Raw genomic sequence first — 25,261 nt, 5'->3', positions numbered from 1 at the left:
TGGACAACCCGGATCGAGGGCCGGAATCACGGCACCTTTACAGGCATGAGCTTCGAGAACCTCTCCGCGACCTGGGCTGACGAGCCACTCACCGATCCCGATGCCACCGCCGACGCCGTAGACCTGATGGTCAGCCTCGGCGACCGCCGCCGAGGCACCTTCACCATCCTCATCTGCGACCCCGACGACCACTACCTGGCCACCGTAGCCATCGAGCTTCCCGCGACCTTCTCGTTGGACTCCAGCGCCGCTCAACTGTGCGAGACCGCCCTCCACCCGATCATCCCCGCCGTACACACCGCGCCCGGCACAGCTCTCGTCCTCGTCCTCGGCCGCCCAGGCCCCGCCCGGATGACCGGCCTGGACGCGCAATGGGCCCGAGCCGCCGGCACGATCTGCGCGGCAGCCGGCATTCGCCTGCTCGGCTTCTACGTAGCCACCGAGGACGGCATCTACCAACCGGCCCTCACCGAGTCGGCCGCCGCATGAACGCTTTCACCGCACCCCGCGAGGCCGGAACTGAATACTGATCCGCGGCCCGACACGGCCCGTCGCCTTCGGAATCGCATGCTCCCAGGTCCGCTGACACGAACCGCCCATGACGATCAGATCCCCATGCCCCAACGGATACCGAACGGTCGACCCGACCGGCCCACTCGATGCTCCCGGCCGCGGCCGCAGCGCCAGCACTCGAGGCTCACCGACCGAGAGGATCGCCACCATCGTGTCCTCGTGGTTCCCGCGCCCGATCCGGTCTCCGTGCCACGCAACGCTGTCCTTCCCGTCCCGGTAGAAACACAACCCAGCCGTCCGGAACGGCTCACCCAACTCGTCCGCGTAGTGCGCACTCAACGCATCCCGAGCCTCGTCGAGAATCGGCACCGGCAACTGCGCGTTCTCCCCGTAAAAGCACAACAACCGAGGCACATCGACCACCCGGTCGTACATCTGGCGCCGCTCCGCCTGCCAAGGCACGTCCCGAGCCAGCCGCTCGTACACCTGATCCGCCCCCGTCAACCACCCAGGCAGCACATCGACCCAAGCCCCCCGCCCCAACTCGGACCGCGCCAGACCCTCCAAGGACCCCAAGGCAGGATCCGCAAAAGCATCCAGCAACGACCCCTGAAGCTCACCGCCCATCCCCCCACCATACCCGACACTCGAACAAACGTTCCCCTGCCAGTTCCACCTCCGCCCACTCTGGTGGACCTGTGGATCGACAAGACTGCTGTACGTCGACAGCAGTGCACCGGGAGGATGAATGCTGATCCGCAATGTCTCCGTCCTGATCGTGCCCGAACAGGGGGAGTGCCGCGTCGACGAGGCACAGGACATCCATGTGCAGGACGACCGGATCGTCGCGATCACGCCAACCGCCGACGCCTCGGATGCCGGTGAACCGCCGACCGAGGTGGTTGACGGGAGCGGTCTGTTGGCGGTGCCGGGGCTGGTCAACTCGCACACGCACAGCCCGATGGTGATGATGCGAGGTGCGGCGGAGGATCTGAACATCGAGGACTGGTTCAACCGGCGGATCTGGCCGATGGAGGTGAACCTGACGCCGGAGCGGGTGCGGGTCGGCGCGCGGCTGGCGTGCGCGGAGATGTTGCTGGCCGGCGTGACCACGTTCGTGGATCACTACTTCCACGCCGACCAGATCGCCGCCGCCGCGATCGAGTCCGGGATCCGGGCAGACCTCGCGCCGACGTTCTTCTCCTCTGCAGGGCAGGACGCGGTCGATGCAGCGTTCGAGACGACCGGCGACCTGAGCGCACGACATCCACGCATCACCGCGAGCCTCGGACCGCACGCGACGTACACGGTGACCGACGAGGATCTGCGGCGCACGGCGGACCTCGCGCGGAGCGACGGACGCCGGATCCACCTGCACGCCGCCGAGACCGACGACCAGACGCAGGCCTCGCTCGAAAAGCACGGTGTCACGCCGATCCAGGTGCTCGAGCGGACCGGTGTCCTCGAAGCAGGAGCTCTCGTCGCGCACGGCTGCGGCATCCGGGAGGAGGATCTGCCGATTCTCGAGCGGTACGCCGACCGCACGACGGTGGCGTCCTGCCCGAAGGTGTACCTCAAGCTCGCGATGAGCGAGGTCACCCCGATCAAGCGACTGCGGTCAGCCGGCGTCAACGTGGGCATCGGTACCGACGGAGCCGCCGTACACAACACACTCGACGTCTGGGAAGCGATCCGCATGGTCGCCCTCACCCAGAAGCAACGCGAACACGACGCCGAATGGATGACCCTCTCCGACACGCTCCGCCTCGCCACCCGAGGCAGCGCGGCAGCCGCGGGACTCGAGAACCAGATCGGCGTACTCGAGCCCGGCCGCCAAGCAGACATCGCCCTCGTCGACCTGAGCGCACCGCACCACCAACCGGTCCACGACCCACGCGCCGCGCTCGTGTACTCGATGCGGGCCTCCGACGTCGTCACCGTGCTCGTCGCCGGCCAGATCGTGGTGCGCGACCGCCAACTCACGACCATGGACCTCGCAGAAGTCCTGGCCGACGCGAAGTCCCTGGCCCACACCCTCGTGGACCTGTCCCAAGGAGGTGCCGTCCAGCACTACGCCCCGTGATACAGACTTCTCGCTATGAATGCGGACCTGGCTTCCTGGCGGAGGGCGCCGTTCAGTGGCGGCGGCCTGACCTATGACTGCTTCGAGAAGGGCGAAGGGCCGGGTGTGGTGCTGATTCCGGAGATCCCCGGTCTCACGCCCGAGGTGGCCGCGTTCGGCGAGCATCTGGTGAGCGAAGGGTTCACGGTCGTGATCCCGTCGCCGTTCGGTACGCCGGGACGCGCGGAGACCACCGGGTACGCGCTGGGCGTGCTCGCGCGACTGTGCGTCTCGAAGGAGTTCCGGTGCTTCGCGGCGAACGCCGAGCGCCCGATCACGAAGTACCTGCGGGCCGTCGCGACTGATCTCGCCGCGCGGACGCCGGGACGCGGAGTGGGTGTGATCGGAATGTGCTTTACCGGTGGCTTCGCGCTCGCCACCGCGGTTGAGGACGTGGTGAAAGCACCGGTGTTGAGCCAGCCGTCGACGCCGTTCGCGGTGAGCGCGAAGCTGCGCCGCGATCCCGGTCTGTCGGAGTGGGAGCTCGAAGTGGTCAAGGAGCGCACCCGGACCGACGGTCTCTGCGTCCTCGGGATGCGGTTCAGCAAGGACCGGATGGCGCCGGTCGAGCGGTTCGTCACGCTCCGTGCGCAGCTCGGTGACGCGTTCGAGGTGATCGAGTTGGACTCGGCACCGGGCAACCCGGACGGGTACGGTCGGACAGCGCATTCGGTGCTCACCCGCGATCTGCGCGAGGACCCGCCGAACTCGGCGTACCACGCCCGGACGCGCGCCGTGGCGTTCCTCCGGGAGCAGCTGACAGCAACGGCGTGACGACGGTCCGTAAGGAAATGTCAAAACTACGTTGGGTAACCCGCACGGTGTGATTTGGTGCCCCGACGATGGGGAATTCTGGCATTGCCTGGGGGTTGATCGTTGCGGTCCGCAAGTGCGGGGGAGCGGTGGGTGACGCCGTTGTAGTTCCTCTGGTCGTGGGTACCGCAGGCATGGCACGATCGGCCACCAGAGGCACTACAGGGGACGCGCAATGGCGGGTGTCATGCACCGGATGAGTGAGGCTGTATGAACGGGCGGACAGCGCAGGAAAGCCGAATCCCGATGGACGGGACCGGACCTGCCAACGAAGCCAATGGTCACGCTCCGCAACCGGCCACTCACCTTGAACCACCGTCGTCGGAGTGGCACGCGGGGCAGCAGGTCGGCGAAATCCGCCTGGACGAGCCGCAGGACGTCGTACCGCGGTCGGACTGGCTGTCCGAGGTGCGTGATCGGCCGCGGGAGACCAGCGGTACGACGCTGCACCAGTTCAACACGCCCGTCCGGGTCGACGAGATCGCGGTCGCGGCGATGACGCTCGCCGAGGACCTGCACGCGGCGACGCAGAACATGCCCGAGTCCGTCGAGCTGCGGCGCTTCCGGCGCGACCTCGACCAGGCCGCGACCACCTTCCGCGACCTGGCGAGCAGGCTCGAGGTCACTGCCGGGAAGCTCGTTCGGCTGGCCGCGAACGAGGGTCAGGCCTGTGGCGTCGGCTGGGGTGTCTGTCCTGAGCACGGCCTGACGCTGATGAACGTCGGCGACACCGTCACCTGCCACGTTCTCGGCTGCGGCCGGGCGAACGAGGGTGAGGTGGAACGCTGCGTCCATCCCGTCGGGTACCGCGTCGTCGACGCCGCGGGCCCGTCGCTCCTGACCTGCGCCGGCCACGCGATCGCCTGCCGTCTCTACTTCGACAACCCGGTCATCACCGCCACCGCCGACAGCATGGAGCTGTTCTAGCCCATCGGCGCCGTCGGCCGCACCGAGGTCAACGGCGCCTGTCCTTTGAACATGCGGCCGCCGTCGTTCGTCAGGCGGAGGTAGTAGTCGGACGAGCACGCCGTACCGTCCTCGTCGAGCGCGCGGAAGCCTGACCCGGTCGGGACCCAGGCGGCCGTCTCGGCGGTCTTGGCGATCTGGTTGCCCTCGTTGAACTCGTCGAACATCGAGATGTACAGGCCCTGCACGCCGACGCGGGTGAGGTTGTAGAACTGGCGCCACATCAGGTCGCCGTGCCGCCGGTGCCCGGACTGCAGGTCGCCGGGGATCACACACGGCTGGTAGTCGATCCCGTGGGCATTGCAGTCCGCCTGGTCCTGCTGATTCACGTTGTTGTAGTAGTGATCCGCGCCCGCGATGTCGCTGATCCGCCCGACCATCCACGGCGACAACATGTTGAACGCGTGGTAGACGTCCAGGTATCCAGGCCGCGAGTCCTCGTTGCCCGGGAGCCAGTGCGTCGGCACGCCGCCGATCACGTAGCAGCCCTGTCCCTTGAACCAGTTCACGACGTCCAGACACACGTCGGCCGGCCACGCCTTGTTGGCCTCGTCGAACCCGAACCCCCAGATACAGACGACGGGTTTCCCGTTCTGCCGCGCGTACGCCGGTGACGACGTGTACGCGCTCATCTTCGAGGTCCAGTCCGCCTTGATCTCCGACTGCATCGACGTCCAGCCCGTCGCGTCGTACATGATGTAGAACTTCCGCCCGTACTGCTCCGCGGCCTGCCGGACCTTCGCGGCCATCGCGTCCCGCGTCGGTCCTTCGCCGCCGGTCGGGTTGAACCGCTGCAGCGCGACCGTGTCGCAACCGTTCTGCTGCATCCACTGGAAGTGCGTGTTCACGGTCTGCTGGTCGTACGACGAGAACAGCCGAGCCGCCTGCCCGTTCCCGAGATTCGCGTACGCCGTCTGGTACGTCGACGTGAAGTCCCGGACGTCCGGCCAGCTGACGATCGCGGTGTTGGCCGGCGACGGCGGCTGACCCCAGTTGTTGCTCCAGTGCCACCACCCGTTGATCGGCGCGCCGTCGCCGGCGCAGGCGAACCAGCCTTGGTAGCCGACGGTGACCTTCCCGACGACGTCGCCCGGTGGACTGGCGGCGGAGGCGAACTGGGACCTGCCGGCCAGAGCGGCTGCGGCGGTGGTGGCGAGCAGGGTACGACGAGTGAGCTTCATAAGTGCTCCTGGAGGGGGCGGGCAGGAGTGATTGCCGCGAGCGTACAAATGTCTACAAGATCCTGCAATAACTTGACTGGGTTGAGGTCTTGACGCCTTCTCCTGCGTGAACTTAGTTTGTTGGTTCAACAGACAAAATCTCGGGAGGGGTGCCCAGATGACGCTGACGGACGGCCGTCGCCCGGGGAGCCGGGGCGTTGCCGCCGATCACGTGTCGCTTCGGCGCAACAACCTCTCGGTCGTACTGCGGCACGTCCGCGACCTTGGCCCTCGGTCCCGGGCCCGGATCGCGGAGGAGACCGGCCTGAACAAGGCGACCGTCAGCAGCCTGGTCGCCGAGCTCGTCGAACGCGGTCTGCTCCGCGAAGGTCTCGCCGACTCGAGCCGCGCCCTCGGCCGCCCGGGGCAGCTCGTCGAACTCGACGGCACCGGTGTCTGCGGCGTCGGCGCGGAGATCAACGTCGACTACCTCGCGGTCGCGGCCCTCGACCTCGCCGGCGATGTGGTGCTCGAGAAGCGGGTTCCTGTTGACGTCGCACATCTTGAGCCGGGTGCGACGCTCGATCGCCTGGCCGGCCTGGTGCGGGAGGCCGTGGCGGCGGTGGAGGCAAGGAACGGGCAGTTGGCGGGGGTCACGCTCGCTGTGCCCGGGCTCGTGCAAGTGGAGACGGGTGAGTTGAAGCTGGCGCCCAACCTGGGCTGGGGCGAGCTGTCCGTCGCGCAGGAGATGCGCATGCGGCTGGGTGAGCCGACGTACCCGTTGCATGTGGACAACGAGGCGAACCTGGCGGCGCTGGCGGCGTACGCCGAACTTCGGGGGATCGAAGGCGAATCCATGCATGACCTCGTGCTGCTGACCGGAGCGGTCGGTGTCGGCGGCGGCGTGGTGGCCGGCGGGCATCTGATGCGCGGTGGGCACGGGTACTCCGGCGAGGTCGGGCACATGCCGGTCGCTCCGCCCGGGCGGACCTGCGGCTGCGGGCGGACCGGGTGCTGGGAGACGGTCGTCGGGCTGACCGCACTGTTACACAAGGCAACGGACAGGGACGACCCGGTGCGGGATCCGGCGCTGGACGTGGAGCAACGGCTGGCCGGCATCACCCGGCGGGCCGAAGCGGGGGACGCGCGGACGCTGTCCGCGTTGAAGGACGTCGGCACTTGGCTGGGGATTGGGGGAGCGATCCTGGTGAACATCCTGAACCCGGACGTGCTCGTGCTGGGCGGCTACTTCGCCGTCCTCGGGCCGTGGCTGAAAGAACCACTGGAGAAGGCGATCCAGGAGCGGGTGATCGCACCGGACGGCGGCGGCTGCCGGGTCGTCCGGTCGGAGCTCGGTTTCGCGGCGGCCGTCCGCGGTGGCGCGCAGATCTCGCTCGACCAGGTCTTCGTCGACCCGACGCGGATCGGGGCGGCGACATGACGGTATTGATGCCGCGCCTCCGGCGCGGCGGGTCACGGGGTTGTGACTCCAGTCCTTCCCTCGTCGCTCCGGTCGCTTCGCTCCCTCCGCTCCTCAGTCCAGGACGGGAGGCCCCGTGACCGGCCTGCTGAACATGACGGGCATCGTCAAGGAGTTTCCCGGCGTACGGGCGCTCGACGGTGTGGATCTCGACGTCCGGGCCGGTGAGGTGCACTGCCTGCTCGGGCAGAACGGTGCGGGAAAGTCCACGCTGATCCGGGTGCTGACCGGCGCCCACCAGCCGGACGCGGGCATGATCCGGATCAACGACGAGCCGGTGCAGCTGAACAGCCCGACCGCGGCGATCCAGCGCGGTATCGCGGCGATCTACCAGGAGCTCGACCTGGTGCCCGAGCTGACCGTTGCCGAGAACATCTTTCTCGGCCACGAACCGTCCCGCTACGGCTTCAGCCGGACCCACGAGGCGAACACGAAGGCACGCGCGATCCTGCAGGGCCTCGGCCATGCCGAGATCCCCGTGCACCGGACCGTCGGGTCGCTGCCGGCCGCCGGTCAGCAGGTGGTCAGCATGGCCCGCGCGCTGTCCCGCGAGGCCCGGCTGATCGTGATGGACGAGCCGTCCGCGGTGCTCGATCCGGAAGAGGTGTCGAACCTGTTCCGGGTCATCCGCAGCCTGACCGACAGCGGTGTCGCGGTCGTCTACATCTCGCACCGGCTCGAGGAGATCCGCGAGATCGGCGACCGGGTCACGGTGCTCAAGGACGGCGCGACCGTGGCCACCGGCCTCGACGCCCGCCGGACGCCGACCAAGGAACTCATCCAGTTGATGACCGGGCGCTCGATCGAGTACGTCTTCCCGCCCCGCAACGAGGTCCCGGACACCGCCCCCGTCGTCCTCGAGGTAGTCGATCTGAGCCGGCCAGGTGAGTTCGCCGGGATCGGGTTCGGCGTTCGCGCCGGCGAGATCCTCGGCCTGGCCGGGCTGGTCGGCTCCGGACGTTCCGAAGTACTGGAAACCGTGTACGGCGCGCGACGCGCGGCGACCGGATTCGTCCGGGTCAACGGTGCCGTACTGCGGCCCGGCCGGGTGCAGGATGCGGTGAAGGCCGGTGTCGGACTCGCACCGGAGGAGCGGAAGAGCCAGGCGCTGCTGCTCGACGAGGCGGTGTTCAAGAACATCACCGTGTCGACGCTGGGACGGTTCGCGAGCAGCGGTTTCCTGAACAACCGGGCCGAGCGGGAAGCGGCCGGGAAGCTGGCCCTGGCGCTGGATGTGCGTCCGCCGGGCGTGGATCACCCGGTGCGCAACCTGTCGGGTGGCAATCAGCAGAAGGTGGTGCTCGCGCGCTGGTTGCTGCGGGACTGCCGGGTGTTGCTGCTCGACGAGCCGACGAGAGGTGTCGACGTCGGGGCGCGTTCGGAGATCTACGCGCTGATTCGGGAGCTGGCGTCCAACGGGGTCGCGATCGTGCTGGTCTCCAGCGAAGTTCCGGAAGTGCTCGGTCTGTCCGACCGGGTCGTCGTACTGCGGGAGGGGCGGGCCGTCCACACGGGGCCCGCGCAAGAGATCGACGAACACCAGGTCCTCGACCTGGTGATGGAAGGCTCGGCCTGATGAAAGGGAGGGCGAGGTGATGAGTGAGGACATCGCGACGGAAGAGGATGGCACGACACCGTCGAAGCAGGACACGGTCACCCAGCCGGCGAGGCCACGGTCGTCGAGGGACCTGCTGAGGTCGGGCTTCGGCCGCAACCTCGGGCTCGTCGTCGCGCTGGTGCTGCTGTGCGTCGTCGGCGTCGCGACCGCGGGCGACACGTTCGCGACCGGTGCGAACGTGCTGACCATCCTGCGGCTGGCCGCGGTCATCGGGGTGGTCAGCGTCGGGATGACGTTCGTCATCACCGGCGGCGGGATCGACCTGAGCGTCGGCGCGATGGTCGCGCTGGCCTCGGTCTGGGCGACCACGCTGGCGACCCAGCAACTGGCCGCCGACTACCACTGGGTCTTCATGGTCACCACAGCGCTCGTGGTCGGCGCCGCCTGCGGCCTGGTCAACGGCCTGCTGGTTGCCTACGGCAAGATCGTGCCGTTCGTCGCGACGCTGGCGATGCTCGCGTCGGCGCGTGGCCTGGCCGAGATCATCTCCGACCGGAAGACCCAGATCATCACGGTCAACTCGTTCACCGACTTCTTCGGCGGCTCGCTGATCGGCGTACCGGTGCTGATCTGGATCTTCCTGCTGGTCGCCGCGGCCGGCTGGGTGCTGCTGAACCGGACCACCTTCGGCCGCCGGACCTTCGCCGTCGGCGGGAACGCCGAGGCCGCCCGCCTGGCGGGTATCAAGGTCCAGCGTCACACCGTGGCGCTGTACGTCCTGGCCGGGCTGTGCTGCGGGATCGCCGCGGTGATGCTGATGGCGCGGACGACAACGGGGAGCTCTACCCACGGTCAGTTGTACGAACTCGATGCGATCGCGGCGGTGGTGATCGGCGGCACGCTGCTGTCCGGTGGCCGCGGCACGATCGGCGGCACCGTGTTCGGCGTACTGATCTTCACGACGTTGAACAACGTCTTCACCCTCAACAACCTGAGCATCTCCGCCCAGTCGGTGGCGAAGGGCGCGATCATCGTGATCGCCGTCCTCCTCCAGCAACGGCTGGCGCGTCGTTCCACCGGATCGTAGAAGGAGGACAAAGATGTCCCGAAGTTCCGCCCGTACCCTGGTGATCGCAGGGCTGAGTGTGCTCGCACTGGCTGCCTGCACCAGCAACACCCCGAAGGCCGAGGAGAACGCCGGCAATCCACCGGCGAACCAGGCCGCCGTGAAGAACGACGAACCCGGCAAGAAGGTCAAGATCGGGTTCTCCGCACCGGCCGCCGACCACGGCTGGATGGGCGCGATCACCAAGGCCACCCAGGCCGAGGCGAAGAAGTACTCCGACGTCGAGCTGGTGGTCGCCGAAGGCACCAACGACGTGAACCAGCAGATCAGCCAGGTCGAGACCTTCATCAACCAGAAGGTCGACGCCATCGTCCTGCTGCCGTACGACGGGGCCGCGCTCACGCCGGTCGCGACGAAGGCGATGGAGGCCGGCATCACGGTCGTGAATGTGGACCGCGAGTTCGACAGCCCGTTCGCCGCCCGTACGACGGTGCTCGGTGACAACCACGGGATGGGCGTGTCGGCCGGCACGTACGTCTGCCAGCAGCTGAAGGGCAAGAAGGACGCGGTGGTCGCGGAGATCGCCGGGATCGACTCGCTGCCGTTGACTCAGGACCGCAGCAAGGGCTTCAAGGAGGCGCTCGCCGACTGCGGTCTCAAGGTCAGCAACCGGGTGGCCGCCGAGTTCACCGTCGAGTCCGGTGAGAAGGCTGCCGCCAACCTGCTGCAGGCCGCACCGAAGATCGACGCGATCTGGAACCACGACGACGACCAGGGTGTCGGCGTGATGGCCGCGATCAAGAACTCCGGCCGCAAGGAGTTCTTCGTGGTCGGCGGGGCCGGCTCGGCGAACGTGATGCGGGACATCAAGTCCGGCAACTCGTTGCTCAAGGCCACCGTCATCTACCCGTCCACGCAGGGTGCCGACGGCATCCGGCTGGCCCGGCTGCTGGTGCAGAAGAAGGCCCTCGGCGACCTGGTGGAGGTCGAGGTGCCGCGCACCGTGCAGCTCTACGCGCCGGTGGTGACCAAGGACAACGTGGACCAGTACCTGCCCACCGCATTCGAAAGCTGATTCGAGAGAGCTAGGAGAGTCATGGAGAACCTGGGCATCGGCCTGATCGGCTACGCGTTCATGGGGGCGGCGCATTCGCAGGCCTGGCGGAGCGCGCCGCGCTTCTTCGACCTGCCGCTGGACCCGGCCATGAACGTGCTCTGCGGCCGTAACGCCGAGGCTGTTCGAGCGGCCGCGACGAAACTCGGCTGGAAGGAGACCGAGACCGACTGGCGCAAGCTGCTCGGTCGCGACGACGTCCAGCTGGTCGACGTGTGCACGCCGGGCGACAGTCACGCCGAGATCGCGATCGCAGCCCTGGAGGCCGGCAAGCACGTGCTGTGCGAGAAGCCGCTGGCCAACACCGTCGAGGAGGCCGAGGCGATGACCGCGGCTGCCGAGGCGGCCAAGGCCAAGGGGATCAGGTCGATGGTCGGGTTCACCTACCGCCGGGTGCCGGCCATCGGGCTGGCCCGCCAGCTCGTTGCCGACGGCAAGCTCGGCACGATCCGGCACGTTCGGGCGCAGTACCTCCAGGACTGGATCGCCGATCCGGAGGCGCCGCTGTCGTGGCGGCTGGACAAGGAGAAGGCCGGCTCGGGCGCGCTCGGCGACATCGGCGCGCACATCATCGACCTCACGCAGTACATCACCGGCGACACGATCGGTGAGGTGAGCGCGCGGCTCGAGACGTTCGTCAAGGAGCGCCCGGTCGCGGCCGAGCACTCCGGCCTGGCCGGTACGGCGGGCACCGAACGCGGACCCGTCACGGTCGACGACGCGGCCGTGTTCCTGGCCACCTTCCGCTCCGGCGCGCTGGGCGTCTTCGAGGCGACCCGCTTCGCCACCGGCCGGAAGAACGCGATCCGGATCGAGATCAACGGAAGCCTCGGCAGTCTGGCGTTCGACTTCGAGGACATGAACCTCCTGCACTACTACGACGCAGGCGAAGACTCGAGGACGGCGGGCTTCCGCCGCATCCTCGCCACCGAACCCGACCACCCGTACGTCGCGGCGTGGTGGCCACCCGGCCACCTACTCGGCTACGAGCACGGGTTCACCCATCAGGTCGTCGACCTGGTCACCGCGATCGCCGAAGGCGCCGATCCGGAACCGTCGTTCGCCGACGGGCTGCGCGTTCAGCGCGTGCTCGCCGCGGTCGAGGCCAGTTCGACATCCCGTCAATGGCAGGAGATTCCGGAATGAACAGCTATACCCCGACGAAGGACGACAAGTTCTCCTTCGGACTGTGGACCGTCGGCTGGCAGGGCGTCGATGTGTTCGGTACGGCGGTACGCCCCGCGATGGACCCGGTGCACGCCGTCGAGAAGCTCGCGGAACTGGGCGCCGCGGCGGTCACGTTCCACGACGACGACGTCGTACCGGACGACAGCACCCGCGCGCAGACGCTCGAACGCTTCACCAAGTCACTCGCCGACACCGGCATGGTCGTCGAGATGATGACCACGAACCTGTTCGCGCACCCGGTGTTCAAGGACGGCGGCCTGACCGCGAACGACCGTCAGGTACGGCGGTACGCGCTGGCGAAGGTGCTGCGCAACGTCGACCTCGCGGCCGAGCTGGGCGCGACGACGTACGTGCTCTGGGGCGGCCGTGAGGGCGCCGAGTCGGGCGGCTCGAAGGACGTACGGGCGGCGCTCGACCGGTACAAGGAGTCGATGGACATCCTGTGCGCGTACGTCCGCGAGCAGGGGTACAACATCCGGTTCGCGCTGGAGCCCAAGCCGAACGAGCCGCGCGGTGACATCCTGCTGCCGTCGATCGGGCACGCGATCGCGTTCATCAACGACCTCGCCGACCCCGAGCTGGTCGGTATCAACCCCGAGGTCGGGCACGAGCAGATGGCGTCGCTGAACTACGCGCACGGGATCGCGCAGGCTTTGTGGCACGGGAAGCTGTACCACATCGACCTCAACGGCCAGCACGGTCCGCGGTTCGACCAGGACCTGCGGTTCGGGGCCGGCAACCTGCGCGAGGCGTTCTGGACGGTCGACGTGCTGCAGGGCGCCGGAAGCTACCCGGCGTACGAGGGCTACATCCACTTCGACTACAAGCCGCCGCGGACCGAGGACGAGGAAGGCGTCTGGGAGACCGCGCGCGGCTGCATGCGGAACTACCTGATCCTGCGCGACAAGGTGCAGGCGTTCCGGGCCGACCCCGAGGTCGCGGAGGCACTCGCCGCCGCACGTGTCGCGGAGATGTCCGAACCCACCCTGGCCGAGGGTGAGTCCCTGGACGACCTCCGCAACGCGACGTACGACCGGGACGCGCTGGCCGAGCGCGGTCTCGGGTTCGAAAGGCTGGACCAGTTGGCGATGGAGCACCTGCTCGGCGTCCGCTGACCCAGCCGTAGTACTCCCGCGCAGGGCAGAGCACGGGACTTGTAGTGGAGCGCGCGCCCTTGTCCGACCCATGAGGAGCTCCGCATGATCCAGCTACGCAGGCACGGCACTTTGGTGTGTGCTCTCGTGCTCGCCCTGTTCGCGGCACTACTGACTCCGTCACCCGCCCGGGCCCATCCCGGGCACGGTGACGAGACGTTCAACGCCCTGATCTTCAGCAAGACCGCCGGTTTCCGGCACGACTCGATCCCGGCCGGAATCCAGGCGATCAAGGACCTGGCGACCGAGAACGGCTTCACGGTCACCGCGACCGAGGACTCCACGATGTTCAACGACACCGAGCTGGCGAAGTACGAGGTCGTCATCTGGCTGTCCACGACCGGTGACGTCCTGAACGCGGACCAGCAAGCCGCGTTCGAGCGGTACATCCGAGCCGGCGGCGGGTATGCCGGAATCCACGCCGCGTCCGACACGGAGTACGACTGGCCCTGGTACGGGCAGCTCGTCGGCAGCTACTTCGACAGCCACCCCGCGGGTACGCCGAGTGCGACGGTGAAGGTGGAGGACCACGCGCACCCGTCCACGAAGGACGCTCCGACGCTCTGGCCTCGGACCGACGAGTGGTACAACTACCGGACCAATCCGCGCGGCACCGTCCATGTGCTCGCGTCGCTCGACGAAACGTCGTACAGCGGGGGCAACATGGGCCCCGAGCACCCGATCACGTGGTGCCAGGACTACGACGGCGGCCGCGCCTGGTACACGGGCATGGGGCACACGATCGAGTCGTACGCCGATCCGACGTTCCGCAAGCAACTGCTCGGTGGCATCAGGACCGCGGCCGGTGTGGAGCCGGCGGACTGCGGCGCGTCGCTGAGCGACAGCTACGAGAAAGTCACGCTGGACGACGACACGTCGAACCCGATGGAGTTGTCGATCGCCGACGACGGCCGGGTGTTCTACATCGACCGGAACGGCGCGGTGAAGATCGTCAAGACCGACGGCTCGGTCGTCACCGCAGGGACGCTGAACGTCTATACCGGTCAGGAATTCGGGCTTCTGGGTATCGCTCTGGATCCTGGGTTCGCGTCGAACGGGTTCATCTATCTGTACTACTCGCCGGTGAGCGCGGAGCCGTTCGACCGGGTCTCGCGGTTCAAGGTGACTGGTGACACTCTTGACCTCGCGAGCGAGCAGCAGGTGCTGCGGATCGACACGCAACGCGACCAGTGCTGCCATGCCGGCGGCGCGCTCGAGTTCGACGGCAACGGCAACCTTTACATCGCGACCGGTGACAACAGCAATCCGTTCGACTCCGACGGTTATGCGCCGCTGGACGAGCGGGCCGGCCGGGCCGCGTGGGACTCGCAGCGGTCGGCGGCCAACAGCAACGTCCTGAACGGCAAGGTGCTGCGCATCCATCCGGAGGCCGACGGCAGCTACACCGTCCCGGCGGGCAACCTGTTCGCTCCCGGTACGGCGAAGACACGGCCCGAGATCTACGCGATGGGCTTCCGCAACCCCTTCCGGATCGGGATCGACCCGACCACCAATCACCTGTTCGTCGCTGACTACGGGCCGGACGCCGGTGCGGTCTCGCCGACCCGCGGACCGGACGGCCGGGTCGAGTGGAACATCCTGTCCAAGCCGGGCTTCTACGGATGGCCGTACTGCGTCGGCGCGAACACGCCGTACAACGACTACGACTTCGCGACGGGAACGTCGGGGCCGACCTTCAACTGCGACGCACCGGTCAACGAGTCGCCGAACAACACCGGCCTCACTCAGCTGCCCGCGGCGATCCCAGCCACGATGTGGCAGGGGAAGTCGACGACCGGCGTACCCGAGATCGGCGGCAGCGGTGCCCCGATGACGAGTGGGGCTTACAAGTTCGATGCCGCGAACCCGTCGGACCGGAAGTGGCCGGAGTACTTCGACGGCAAGGCGGTCTGGGCGGACTGGAACGACAGCCGGCTGTTCTCCGTGCAACTGAACGACGATCGCAGCGGCGTCGCGGATGTCTCGCGGATGCTGCAGAAGCTGAACTTCATCCGGCCGCACGCATTGCAGTTCGGGCCGGACGGCGCGCTGTACGTGATCGAGTGGGGGAGCGGGTTCGGCGGCAACAACGCCGACTCGGGCGTCTACCGGATCGACTACATCCAAGGGAACCGGGCGCCGATCGCGCAGTTCGCGACCGACAAGACGTCCGGTCCGGTGCCTCTGACGGTCGCGTTCGACTCGACCGGGTCGCGGGATCCGGACGGGCAACCGGTGACGCTGGCCTGGGACTTCGACGGCAACGGTACGACGGACAGCACCGACGCCAAGCCGACGTACACCTACACAACCGCCGGGGTGTTCACCGCTCGGCTGACGGTGACCGATCCGGACGGGCGTACGGCGGTGTCGAACCGGACGATCACGGCCGGAAACACCGCGCCGACGATCACCGTGCAAGCACCGGTCGACGGCGGGTTCTTCGACTTCGGCGACACGATCCACTACAAGGTGACAGTCACCGACCCCGAGGACGGGACGGTCGACTGCAACGACGTCGTCACCCAGCCGGCGCTCGGGCACGACGAGCACGCGCACGGTTATGAGCAGTACCACGGGTGTGAGGGGACGTTCCCGCTGCCCGGCGACCAGGGTCATGTCGGCGCGAACATCTTCGGCATCGTCACCGTGACGTACACGGACAAGGGCGCGCCGGGGACGGGCAAGATCACCACGCAGAAGGTGGTCCAGCTGCAACCGAAGACCCGCGAGGCGGAGTTCTTCAGCGAGACCGGTGGGCCCGGATCGGCTCCCGGCGTACAGGTCGAGGACACCGGTGACACCGCCGGTGGCGGCAAGAACATCGGGTTCATCGAGGACGGTGACTGGTGGGGCTGGAAGCCGACCAACCTGCCGAACATCGACCAGATCCAGCTCCGGGCCGCGTCGCCTGACGCCGGCGCGACAGTGCAGGTTCGCCAGGGCTCGCCGACGGACGGGCCTGTGGTGGCGACGATCCAGGTGTCGCCGACGGGCGGCTGGCAGACGTACCGCGACTTCACCGGCGCGGTCAGCGGCGCGTCACTCGACAGCGGCCCGCTGTACTTCGTGAAGACGACCGGGCAACTGAACGTCAACTGGGTCAAGTTCATCGGCAAGGGCGTCACCGAGAACCAGCGCCCCGCGGTGACCGTGACAGCGTCTGCGACACAAGGTAAGGCTCCGTTGGCAGTCGACTTCACGGCGGCCGCAACCGACCCCGAGGGCGACCTGCCACTCACCTACGCCTGGAGCTTCGGCGACGGCGGGACTGCGACCGGTCCCACTGCCTCCCACACGTTCACAGTTCCGGGCAAGCACACCGTTGTCGCGACCGTCACCGATTCGCGCGGGGCCGCGGGAACCTCGAAGGTCGACGTAACAGTCGACGCACCGTCGGCCCCGACCTGTCTGACCGGCCGTTCCGACGGCTTCGACGGTACGACGCTGGACACGACCCGTTGGTCGGCCGTGGTCCGAGGCAACCAAGAGCTGTCCGTGGGGAACGGTGCGTTGTCGATCCCGTTGACGGCAACGGACATCTACGGAACCGGCAACACCGGGACACCGAACATCGTCCTGCAACCGCTCCCCGCCGGTGCTTGGTCGGCGACCGCCAAGGTGACCTTGCCGGCCCGGTTGGCCTACCAGCAGGCCGGGCTGATCGTGTACGGCGACGACGACAACTACGCCAAGATGGTTCTCCAGGGCCGGTCGACCACGGCGTCCGCGGCTGACCGGATCTTCCAGTTCATCCGCGAGGAGAACGGCGCACCGAACGAGGTGGCCGCATCGAACACGGCGAACCTCGGCGCCGCCTACCCGGACACGGTCTGGGTGCGGTTCACGTCGGACGGCGCGAACCTGAAGGCGGCGTACAGCGCGGACGGCGCGACGTTCACCGAGATGCCGGAGACGAAGCAGCTCGCGGGGATCACCAATCCACGGATCGGGCTGTTCGGTCTCGCGAACCGGGCCGAGGCGCTGCCGATCGCGGCGTCGTTCGACTACTTCACGATCACTCCCGACGACACTGTCGAGCAGCCCGCACCGGACGACGAGTTCGCGGGTACGACGCTCGACGCGTGCCGCTGGACGGACGTCGTACGGCCCGATCCAGCCGCGTACCGGGTGACCGGCGGCGGCCTGGAGATCGACACGAGCAAGGGTGACATCTACGGCGGTACGGCGACGAACCCGCGGAACATGATGCTCCAGCCGGCACCGGACGGCGACTGGACGATCGAGACCAAGGTGGACGCGTCGTCGTTCGACGAGGCGTTCCAGCAGGCGGGTCTGCTGGTGTACGCCGACGATGCGAACTATGTGAAACTCGACTACCTGACGACGAACCCCGCCGGATCGACGGTTGCCCGAGGCATCGAGCTTCGCAGTGAAGTGGCCGACGTCGTCCAGTCCCCGCAGCCGAACGCCCCCAACCCTGCTCAGGGCGTCTGGTATCTCCGGCTGGCCAAGTCGGGTTCTACCTTCACCGGGTCGTACAGCTCGGACGGCCTGACCTGGACCGCGCTGGCCCCCGTGACGAACACCGCGCTGGGCTCGGCGAAGTTCGGTGTGTACGCGTTCGGCGTGGATCAGGCGGCATCGAAGACCGCGAAGTTCGACTACTTCAAGCTGGTCCGCGACAGGGTTGCGCCTGCGGTCAGCCTGACGCTCAACCCGTCGACGCCGTCAGGGCAAGCGGGGTGGTGGACGGGGCCGGTGACCGCCACCGCGATGGGTACGGACGACCAGCCGGGTCAGGTGTACCTGGAGCAGAAGGTTGGTGAGGGCAACTGGTCGGAGTACACCGCACCGGTCACGCTGACCGCCGACGGGACGCAGACCCTCGCGGTCCGGGGGAGTGACACGGCCGGCAACATCTCCGAACCTTCGTCGGTCACGGTGAAGATCGATCAGACGCCGCCGGCAGTTGTGGTGAGCGGGCTGCCAAGTGGCGGGACGCTGGGAGTCGCGTCCACGGCGTCCGTGCAGGCGACCGTGGCGGACGCGTTGTCCGGCCCGGGCGCCGTCACACTGGCCGTCGACGGGAAGCCAACGACCGGGGCCTTGGACGGTGTTGTGCTGGGGCTCGGCGCGCACACGATCACCGCGATCGGCACGGATGTCGCGGGCAACACCTCGACCACCGCGGTGCCCTTCACGGTGGTCGCGTCGTACGCCGAGGCGGTCAAGCTGGTCGACCGCTACCGCGCGGCCGGAAAGGTGCCGCTGGCAACTGCCACGGTGCTGAAGGCGTACCTCCGAACCGCCGAGCGCGCCGCGGGTCGCCACCAGGTCGTGGCCGCGACCGCTGCTCTCAACCTGTACCTGGCCACGGCCGGCACGGTCGCCGACGTACCGGCGCGGACCTTGCTGACCGCGGTGGGCCAGGACCTGAAGGCACGGCTCGGCTGATGACGTCGCCGTGGGTCCTCGCCGCCGTACACCTGCCGCCGCCCCGGCTGGTTCGGCCCCAGACGGGCGACGGCCCAGCGAGATCCACGGTGACAGTCCCCGGCGGCGGACAAGCGCTCCGGACGCCGCCGGGGACGCCCCTGCAGTAGTAGGACACGACAAGGAGACAGACAGATGGCACGACCGATCACGTTGTTCACCGGCCAGTGGGCCGACCTGCCGTTCGAGGAGGTGGCCCGGCTGGCGTCCTCGTGGGGATACGAGGGGCTGGAGATCGCCTGCTGGGGCGACCATCTGGACGTACGACGTGCCGCCGAGGACCCGGCGTACGTCCGGGACCGGCTGGACATCCTGGAGAAGAACAACCTGAAGGTGTGGACGATCTCCAACCACCTGCTCGGGCAGGCGGTCTGCGACGACCCGATCGACCAGCGCCATCAAGCGATCCTGCCTGCGCACATCTGGGGTGACGGCGATCCCGAAGGCGTCCGGCAGCGGGCGGCCGAGGAGATGAAGACGACCGCGCGGGCGGCGCGGGCGCTCGGCGTGGACGTGGTGGTCGGGTTCACCGGGTCGTCGATCTGGAAGACGGTCGCGATGTTCCCGCCGGTGCCCCCGGCGATGATCGAGGCCGGCTACCAGGACTTCGCGGATCGGTGGAACCCGATCCTCGACGTCTTCGACGAGGTGGGCGTGCGCTTCGCGCATGAGGTGCACCCGTCGGAGATCGCGTACGACTACTGGTCGACGACCGCGACGCTGGAGGCGATCGGGCACCGGGAGGCGTTCGGGCTGAACTGGGACCCGTCGCACTTCGTCTGGCAGGACCTCGATCCGGTCGGGTTCCTGTGGGACTTCAAGGACCGGATCTACCACGTCGACTGCAAGGACGCGAAGCGTCAGGTCGGCAACGGGCGGAACGGCCGGATGGGTTCGCACCTCGCCTGGGGCGACCCGCGCCGCGGCTGGGACTTCGTCTCGACCGGGCACGGGGACGTCCCGTGGGAGGCGTGTTTCCGGATGCTCAACTCGATCGGGTACGACGGCCCGATCTCGGTCGAGTGGGAGGACGCGGGGATGGACCGCCTGGTCGGCGCCGCCGAAGCACTCCAGTTCGTCCGTTCGCTGGCGTTCGACCCGCCGACTGCGTCGTTCGACGCCGCCTTCTCGTCCTAGAGCTTGGTGAAGAAGTTCTGGAGGTCCTCGACGACGAGATCGGGGACCTCCAGGGCGGCGAAGTGGCCGCCGCGGTCGAACTCGGTGTAGTGCACGACGTCGAACTCCCGCTCGACCAGCTTGCGCACCGTGCTGTCGTTCGGGAAGACGGCGAGTCCGGTCGGGACAGGGCAGTGGTCGACGTGTGCGCCCCAGGAGGACTGCGCCTCCCGGTAGAGCCTGGCCTGCGAACCCGCAGTACCGGTCAACCACGTCAGCGTCACGCTGTCGAGGATCTGGTCGTTGCTGACGGCACCTTCCCGGTGGCCGTAGTCGTCGTACCATTCCAGGTTCCACGCCAGTTGGCCGATCGGGGAGTCGACCAGCGCGTACGCGAGCGTCTGCGGGCGCGTTCCCTGGATCGCGGCGTACCCGGACCGCTCGTTCCGCCAGCGGTCGAGCCCGCTCAACCGCTGCTGCTCCGCCTCGCTCAGCTCCTCGCCCTGAGGGAACGCGACGTACCCGTCGAGATGCAGCCCGATCACCCGCTCGGGGAAGAGCCGCGCCAGTGCCGGCCCGATCCGCGCTCCCCAGTCGAACCCGTGGACGCCATACCGCTCGTACCCCAACTGCTCCATCAATGTCACCCACGCCCGCGCGATCCGCTCCACACCCCACCCGGTCGCGCCGGTCACTCCGCTGAACCCGAACCCGGGCATCGTCGGCACCACCAGGGTGAAGTCCTGGGCCAGTGCGTCGATCACGTCGAGGTAGTCGGACGCGGCGCCAGGCCACCCGTGGAGGAGTAGCAGCGGCGTACCCGAGGACCCCACGCGGAGGTAGTGCACCCGCTGCCCGTCGATCTCGGTCACGTACTGCGGATACGCGTTCAACCGTCGTTCGAACCGTCGCCAGTCGTACTCCGCCCGCCAGTACTTCGCTACTTCCCGCAGCCGCCCGAGCTCGACGCCGTACGACGCACCGGCATCAGGCAACTGATCCGGCCACCTGGCCGCCTCCAGCCGTCGCTGCAGCTCGTCCAACTCCGCCTGCGGTACCTCTGCTCGAAACTCCATGGCACCGAGACTAGAACCGGTAGCGGACAACCCGTGACCGCTACGGCTACGCTCGATCTCATGAGTTGGCCGGAGGCGCCTGACCTGCCGCGGCCGCGAATCCTGCGGCAGCGGTGGTTGGATCTGACCTTCGTTCATTGGGCTTTCGCGCCGGAGGATGTGGCGCACTTCTTCCCGAGGGGTACCCGGCCGGACACCTTCGACGGCCGGACGTACGTCGGTCTGGTGCCGTTCCGCATGGTCGGCACCGGACTCCCTTACGGCCCGGCCGTTCCGTACCTCGGATCGTTCCTGGAGACGAACATCCGCTTGTACTCCGTGGACGAGACGGGCCGGCGTGGTGTCGTTTTCCTGAGCCTCGACGCGAACCGGCTGGCCGTGGTGGTGGCCGCACGCACGGTCTTCGGGTTGCCGTACCGCTGGGCGCGGATGCGCCACGAACGCCACGGCAACCACCACGCCTACACGTCGACCGTCCGTGGCTCCGGAGCTCATGCGCTCGTCGGCGTAGACCTGGGCGATCGGCTGCCGATCGGGCCACTCGAGGACTTCCTCACCGCGCGCTGGGGCCTGCACGTCCATCGCGCCGGCCGCACCTGGTACCTGCCGAACCACCACCCACCCTGGATCCTGCACAGCGCGACCCTCACGTCCCTCGACGCCGACGGTCTGTTGCGCTCGGTGGGCCTCGTCCCGCCGGATCGCCCGCCCGACCATGTCGCGTTCAGCGCCGGCGTCCCGGCGGAGTTCGCCGTACCGCTCAAGCCATGAGCTCTGCGGTCTGCTCGACGATGAACGGGACGCCCAACTGACGTGCCCATCGGTTGACCTCGGTCGCGAGGGCCCGTGACCCCTTGACGTCACCCTCGTCGCGCAGCAGCACGGCGAGCAGCGCTTGCTGGGCGAGGGCGGGACGTAGGTGACCGACGTCCTGGAACAGCTCGGTCGACCGCTCCCACTGCGTCCGCGCGAGGGTCAGATCACCGGACGCGTGGGCGTGGTACCCGAGATGCCGGAGCGCCTGTGCCATCAGCAACTCGTCGTCGCACTTCTCGCCGAGCTCCACCGCGACCTCGTAGTGCTTGCACGCCTCGGCCGGCTGCTCGTACACGTTATCCGTCATCGCACCTGCCCAGAAGTTCGCCCAGCCCCGCCGCGCCTCGTCAGGAGCCTGCTCGATGAGCGCGCGAGCGCGGCCTCGCAGGTCGTCTCGATCAGCTGTCTGGAACAGGGCCGTCGAGTAGTCCTGGCGGAACGTCAGCATGGCGAGATCCCACGAATCGTCATGGACGGCCGCCAGCGCGGCCGAAGCGTGGTCGGTCGGGCGGCCGAAGTCCTGGTCGACCGCGACCTCGGCCCGGGCCAGGGTGAGTGCCGCGCGCTCGGCGGGATCGTCGCTGGTGGCGGCGGTCAGCAGATCGGTCGCGGCGGTCCACTGGCCGGCGCGCATCAGGTGGGTGGCGGCGGTGACGACATCGATGGCTGCGAGTTGGCTCATGCACTGCACGGTATTTCGACATCGAAATATTTGACAACTAACCTTCAGTGGCTGAAAAGTTAGGCGGGTGAAAGATTTCGTGGACGCCCATGTCGATCTCTGGGCCGGGGAGCTCGACAATCTCGATCGGGACGTCGAAGGCATCACCGTCCGGCTCCAGGTGCTGACGCGGTACCTCGAGCGCCGGCGGGAAGCCGTGCTGGCGGCGTACGGGCTGCAACTGTGGGAATTCAAGACGCTCCACATGCTGCGCCGCGGCGGCACGCCGTACCGTGCGACAGCTGGCGAGCTGGCCAGGCAGCTCGGGATGTCGCCGGCCGCGCTGACCAATCGGCTGGACGCCCTCGAGAGCCGCGGGTACGTCGAACGCACGCACGACCGCGACGACCGCCGCAAAGTGGTTGCGACACTGACCCCCTCGGGGAGCGCCCTCTGGGAGCGCGGCATCGGCGACATCCTGCGGGTCGAGGAGGAACTGATCCACCACCTGCCCGCAGCCGACCGGACCAGCCTCGACAGCCTGCTCCGGCGCCTCGTGCTCGTCACCGAGAAAGATTCCTAGCTGCCGCATGTCAAGTTCGGCCGATCAGATCCGACGTCCCCGTGTAAGCACCGAGAGACCGGAGGACGGACCGATGGAACCGCTGAACCTGATGGTGTCGCTGAGCCACTTCGCCAACGCCGAGCGTGAGAACAAGCACGGACTGAGCGAGCCCGCCGGCCGCGGGCGGCGCGTGCGGAAGCTTTCAGTACGACGAAATGTGAGGCGAATCTGGGTGACTCGTGCCAGAGTCCTCCCGTGACTGATGCCTTGAAGAAAGACCTGCTCGCGGCGTACGACGACCAGCTGCGGGGGAGCAGTGAGACCGCGGACGTGCCGACGAGCACCGACGGGCCGGTGATCCGGGTCGAGTACCCGAGCCGCGGCTTCGTGAGCTACCGCTCTCTCGATGGTCTCGACGGCGCGGAGATCGACGCCCTGATCGCCCGGCAGCGCGACTACTTCGCGGCCAAGGGACAGGCCGTCGAGTGGAAGCTGCGCGGACACGACCTGCCCGCCGACCTCCCGGACCGGCTGAGGGCCGCCGGGTTCGAGCCCGAGGAGCAGGAGACCGTACTCGTCGCCGAGAGCGCCGCCATCGCGGAGCGCCTGCAGGGCCGCGACGTGGTCGACGGCATCACGATCCGGCTGGTCGGCGAGCGCGCGGACTTCGAACGCATCGCCGCGATGGAGTCGACGGTCTGGGGCGAGGACTGGTCCTGGCTGACCGACGACCTGGTACGCCGGCACGCCGGAGGCACCGACGTCTTCGTCGCCGAGGCCGACGGCCAGGTGGTCTCCGCCGCGTGGGCGGTGTACAAGAAGGGCACCGAGTTCACCGGTCTGTGGGGCGGTTCGACGCTCGCCGAGTGGCGCGGCAAGGGCATCTACAAGGCGCTGGTCGCGGTCCGCGCGGCGCGGGCGGTCGAGCTCGGCTACAAGTACCTGCACGTCGACGCGTCCGACGACAGCTCCCCGATCCTCCAGCGCCTCGGCTTCCTCGCAGTCACCACCACCACGCCGTACGTCCACACCCCGGCTTAACGTGGGGCTCGGTACAGGGCGTAGTGCATGGGGCCGTTGTGGGGGAGTTCCAGTTCGGCGATGACGGTGAAGCCCAGTGCCTCGTAGAAGCTGACGTTCGCCGGGTCCTGGGTTTCCACGAAGGCGGGGGAGTGTGCGGCATCCGCGGTTGCGAGACCGGGGGCGATGACCGCGCGGCCGAGCCCCTGGCGCTGGTGGTCCGGGTCGACGGCGGCGAGAGCGAGGAGCCAGGCAGGGTCGCGAGGATGGAAGAGCGCGATCGCCTGGCCGTACTCCGCCGTCAACGGCCACCGGGATCCGGCGATCTCCTGAAACGCGGCCGTGTGCGGCGCGAACGCGTCGGCCGGCAGATCGGGTGGGAGCCAGACGGCCACCGCGCTCACATCGTCGGTGACCCAGACGCGGCCGTGTGGCAGCCCGACGCCGCTGAGGAACAAGCGGTGGTACGCCGTGAGTCGATCGAGGTAGCCGTCCGGGTCGAAGCACGCTCGGGTCATCGGGTAGTCGGCCAACGCGCGGGTCAGGGTGGTGACGGCGTCGTCGACGTCCGAGATGGTTGCCTCGCGCACCTTCATGTGCGGAGCGTCTCGAGAACCAGGTCGGCGACGGCGCGCATACCGGCCGCGTTCGGGTGGTACGAGACGTGGCCGCCCAGATAGGACGGCCGCAGCGTGAACCCGGTCGTCCACGGCTCGGCCGATCCGATCGCGTGGTCCCGGCTCGCCGCCGACGCGGCGACCAGCTCGGCCCCGGACGCGGCCGCTGCCTTCGCGAACGCAGCCGCGAGACCGTCGGCCATCAGCGCGATGCTCGGCAGCTGTTCCTCGTTGAGCGGTACGTCGAGGCGCGGCCGGGTCGCCGGTCCGACCAGACTCAGGTAGTCGACCAGCAGGATGCGCGCCTCCGGGGAGCGCTCTCTTGCCCTCTCGACCACCGTGGTCAGCGAGTCCGTGACCGTCTGGTACGCCGCGTCGTCCTTGAGGTAGCTGACCCGCGCGCGGATCCGGTTCGCCACCCGGCGGCCGAGGATCGTCGCCGGTTTCGCGACGGTGTTCAGGAAACTCCCGCGGAGGAACGCTCCGACGTACTCGAGGTCGTTGCCGCCGACCGTGATCGTCAGCAGAGCGGTCTCCGGCGTGAGCGCGTCGAGCTGCGGCGGCGCCTCGTCCTGCGGGGTGTCGAGCACGTGCGCGGTGGTCGCGCCGGAGTACGAGACGTCGACCAGGTCGAGGCCGAGCTCGGCCGCGACGAGGTGCGCGTAGTTGTTGCCCGAGCGGCCCGCGGGCGGGTGCACGATCGGGCGGATCCCCGGCCCGGCCGCGAACGAGCTGCCGAGTGCGACGTACCGACTGCCGGAAGCGATCACCGCACCACGATAGATGACCTGGGAGGTAC

The 25,261-nt window shown here is 68.3% G+C and carries 21 protein-coding genes; 15 read left to right on the top strand and 6 right to left on the bottom strand.

From position 1 onward, the window contains the following. Positions 1 to 45 precede the first annotated feature (45 nt). Positions 46 to 489 (top strand): hypothetical protein, encoded by a 444-nt coding sequence (locus EV137_RS33510; RefSeq protein WP_134132137.1) that lies wholly within the window; start codon positions 46 to 48, stop codon positions 487 to 489. A gap of 6 nt (positions 490 to 495) precedes the next feature. Here the strand turns inward: EV137_RS33510 and EV137_RS33505 are convergent, their stop codons facing one another. Continuing rightward, a complete protein-coding gene (locus tag EV137_RS33505) occupies positions 496 to 1,140 on the bottom strand; it encodes an alpha-ketoglutarate-dependent dioxygenase AlkB (RefSeq protein WP_134132136.1) in 645 nt (214 codons plus the stop codon). Positions 1,141 to 1,261: 121 nt separating this feature from the next. Here EV137_RS33505 and EV137_RS33500 point away from each other — a divergent pair, with 121 nt between their 5' ends. The 3 genes from EV137_RS33500 (at position 1,262) to EV137_RS33490 (ending at position 4,375) form a co-directional block, all read left to right on the top strand. Beyond that, the gene (locus tag EV137_RS33500; RefSeq protein WP_134132135.1) at positions 1,262 to 2,596 is read left to right on the top strand and encodes an amidohydrolase; all 1,335 of its coding nucleotides are present in this window, start codon (positions 1,262 to 1,264) and stop codon (positions 2,594 to 2,596) included. Positions 2,597 to 2,611: 15 nt separating this feature from the next. After that, complete coding sequence (locus tag EV137_RS33495) at positions 2,612 to 3,409, top strand: dienelactone hydrolase family protein (protein WP_134005518.1); 798 nt, start codon at positions 2,612 to 2,614, stop codon at positions 3,407 to 3,409. A gap of 249 nt (positions 3,410 to 3,658) precedes the next feature. Then, positions 3,659 to 4,375, top strand: coding sequence for a hypothetical protein (locus tag EV137_RS33490; RefSeq protein ID WP_134132134.1), 717 nt, complete (start codon positions 3,659 to 3,661; stop codon positions 4,373 to 4,375). Here the strand turns inward: EV137_RS33490 and EV137_RS33485 are convergent. After that, on the bottom strand, positions 4,372 to 5,595 hold the full coding sequence (locus tag EV137_RS33485) for a glycoside hydrolase family 99 protein (protein WP_202871261.1): 1,224 nt from the start codon (positions 5,593 to 5,595) through the stop codon (positions 4,372 to 4,374). The two genes, EV137_RS33490 and EV137_RS33485, sit on opposite strands and share 4 nt — an antisense overlap. A 157-nt stretch (positions 5,596 to 5,752) precedes the next feature. Here EV137_RS33485 and EV137_RS33480 point away from each other — a divergent pair, with 157 nt between their 5' ends. From EV137_RS33480 to EV137_RS33445, 8 genes are all read left to right on the top strand, one after another. Then, positions 5,753 to 7,015, top strand: a complete 1,263-nt coding sequence (locus EV137_RS33480; RefSeq protein ID WP_134132133.1) for an ROK family transcriptional regulator — start codon at positions 5,753 to 5,755, stop codon at positions 7,013 to 7,015. 115 nt (positions 7,016 to 7,130) lie between these two features. Next, on the top strand, positions 7,131 to 8,630 hold the full coding sequence (locus EV137_RS33475) for a sugar ABC transporter ATP-binding protein (protein WP_238175735.1): 1,500 nt from the start codon (positions 7,131 to 7,133) through the stop codon (positions 8,628 to 8,630). A gap of 19 nt (positions 8,631 to 8,649) precedes the next feature. Beyond that, positions 8,650 to 9,699: an ABC transporter permease gene (locus EV137_RS33470; RefSeq protein ID WP_238175734.1), complete on the top strand. Its 1,050-nt coding sequence runs from the start codon at positions 8,650 to 8,652 to the stop codon at positions 9,697 to 9,699. Between the two features lie 13 nt (positions 9,700 to 9,712). Beyond that, the gene (locus EV137_RS33465; protein WP_134005512.1) at positions 9,713 to 10,753 is read left to right on the top strand and encodes a substrate-binding domain-containing protein; all 1,041 of its coding nucleotides are present in this window, start codon (positions 9,713 to 9,715) and stop codon (positions 10,751 to 10,753) included. A gap of 21 nt (positions 10,754 to 10,774) precedes the next feature. Beyond that, positions 10,775 to 11,938, top strand: a complete 1,164-nt coding sequence (locus EV137_RS33460) for a Gfo/Idh/MocA family protein (protein ID WP_134132132.1) — start codon at positions 10,775 to 10,777, stop codon at positions 11,936 to 11,938. Next, a complete protein-coding gene (gene xylA / locus EV137_RS33455) occupies positions 11,935 to 13,095 on the top strand; it encodes a xylose isomerase (protein WP_134005508.1) in 1,161 nt (386 codons plus the stop codon). The genes EV137_RS33460 and xylA overlap by 4 nt, the downstream gene beginning before the upstream one ends. Before the next feature lie 84 nt (positions 13,096 to 13,179). Beyond that, the gene (locus EV137_RS33450; RefSeq protein WP_134132131.1) at positions 13,180 to 18,552 is read left to right on the top strand and encodes a ThuA domain-containing protein; all 5,373 of its coding nucleotides are present in this window, start codon (positions 13,180 to 13,182) and stop codon (positions 18,550 to 18,552) included. A 174-nt stretch (positions 18,553 to 18,726) separates the two neighbouring features. After that, a complete protein-coding gene (locus EV137_RS33445; RefSeq protein ID WP_134132130.1) occupies positions 18,727 to 19,728 on the top strand; it encodes a sugar phosphate isomerase/epimerase family protein in 1,002 nt (333 codons plus the stop codon). On the opposite strand, the gene EV137_RS33440 is transcribed toward EV137_RS33445, so the two are convergent. Continuing rightward, a complete protein-coding gene (locus tag EV137_RS33440) occupies positions 19,725 to 20,783 on the bottom strand; it encodes an epoxide hydrolase family protein (RefSeq protein WP_134132129.1) in 1,059 nt (352 codons plus the stop codon). The genes EV137_RS33445 and EV137_RS33440 overlap by 4 nt on opposite strands. A gap of 60 nt (positions 20,784 to 20,843) precedes the next feature. On the opposite strand from EV137_RS33440, the gene EV137_RS33435 reads away from it, so the two are divergent. After that, the gene (locus EV137_RS33435) at positions 20,844 to 21,554 is read left to right on the top strand and encodes a YqjF family protein (protein WP_134005501.1); all 711 of its coding nucleotides are present in this window, start codon (positions 20,844 to 20,846) and stop codon (positions 21,552 to 21,554) included. Here the strand turns inward: EV137_RS33435 and EV137_RS33430 are convergent. Beyond that, positions 21,544 to 22,281, bottom strand: a complete 738-nt coding sequence (locus EV137_RS33430) for a tetratricopeptide repeat protein (protein ID WP_134132128.1) — start codon at positions 22,279 to 22,281, stop codon at positions 21,544 to 21,546. The two genes, EV137_RS33435 and EV137_RS33430, sit on opposite strands and share 11 nt — an antisense overlap. 67 nt (positions 22,282 to 22,348) lie before the next feature. On the opposite strand from EV137_RS33430, the gene EV137_RS33425 reads away from it, so the two are divergent. Both EV137_RS33425 and EV137_RS33420 read left to right on the top strand, forming a co-directional pair. Continuing rightward, positions 22,349 to 22,843, top strand: a complete 495-nt coding sequence (locus EV137_RS33425; protein WP_238175733.1) for a MarR family winged helix-turn-helix transcriptional regulator — start codon at positions 22,349 to 22,351, stop codon at positions 22,841 to 22,843. Positions 22,844 to 23,080: 237 nt separating this feature from the next. Beyond that, positions 23,081 to 23,866, top strand: a complete 786-nt coding sequence (locus EV137_RS33420) for a GNAT family N-acetyltransferase (RefSeq protein WP_134132127.1) — start codon at positions 23,081 to 23,083, stop codon at positions 23,864 to 23,866. On the opposite strand, the gene EV137_RS33415 is transcribed toward EV137_RS33420, so the two are convergent. Beyond that, a complete protein-coding gene (locus EV137_RS33415; protein WP_134132126.1) occupies positions 23,863 to 24,441 on the bottom strand; it encodes a GNAT family N-acetyltransferase in 579 nt (192 codons plus the stop codon). The genes EV137_RS33420 and EV137_RS33415 overlap by 4 nt on opposite strands. After that, entirely contained in the window at positions 24,438 to 25,232 is a 795-nt protein-coding gene (locus tag EV137_RS33410; RefSeq protein ID WP_202871258.1) for an SGNH/GDSL hydrolase family protein, read from the bottom strand. The genes EV137_RS33415 and EV137_RS33410 overlap by 4 nt, the downstream gene beginning before the upstream one ends. Positions 25,233 to 25,261: the final 29 nt, after the last annotated feature.

Origin of the sequence: Kribbella pratensis, from assembly GCF_004366075.1 — a bacterium.
In the GTDB taxonomy this organism is placed as follows: domain Bacteria; phylum Actinomycetota; class Actinomycetes; order Propionibacteriales; family Kribbellaceae; genus Kribbella; species Kribbella pratensis.
Note: the sequence above shows the minus strand (reverse complement) of the source record. Positions and strands in the feature narration are given on the sequence as shown.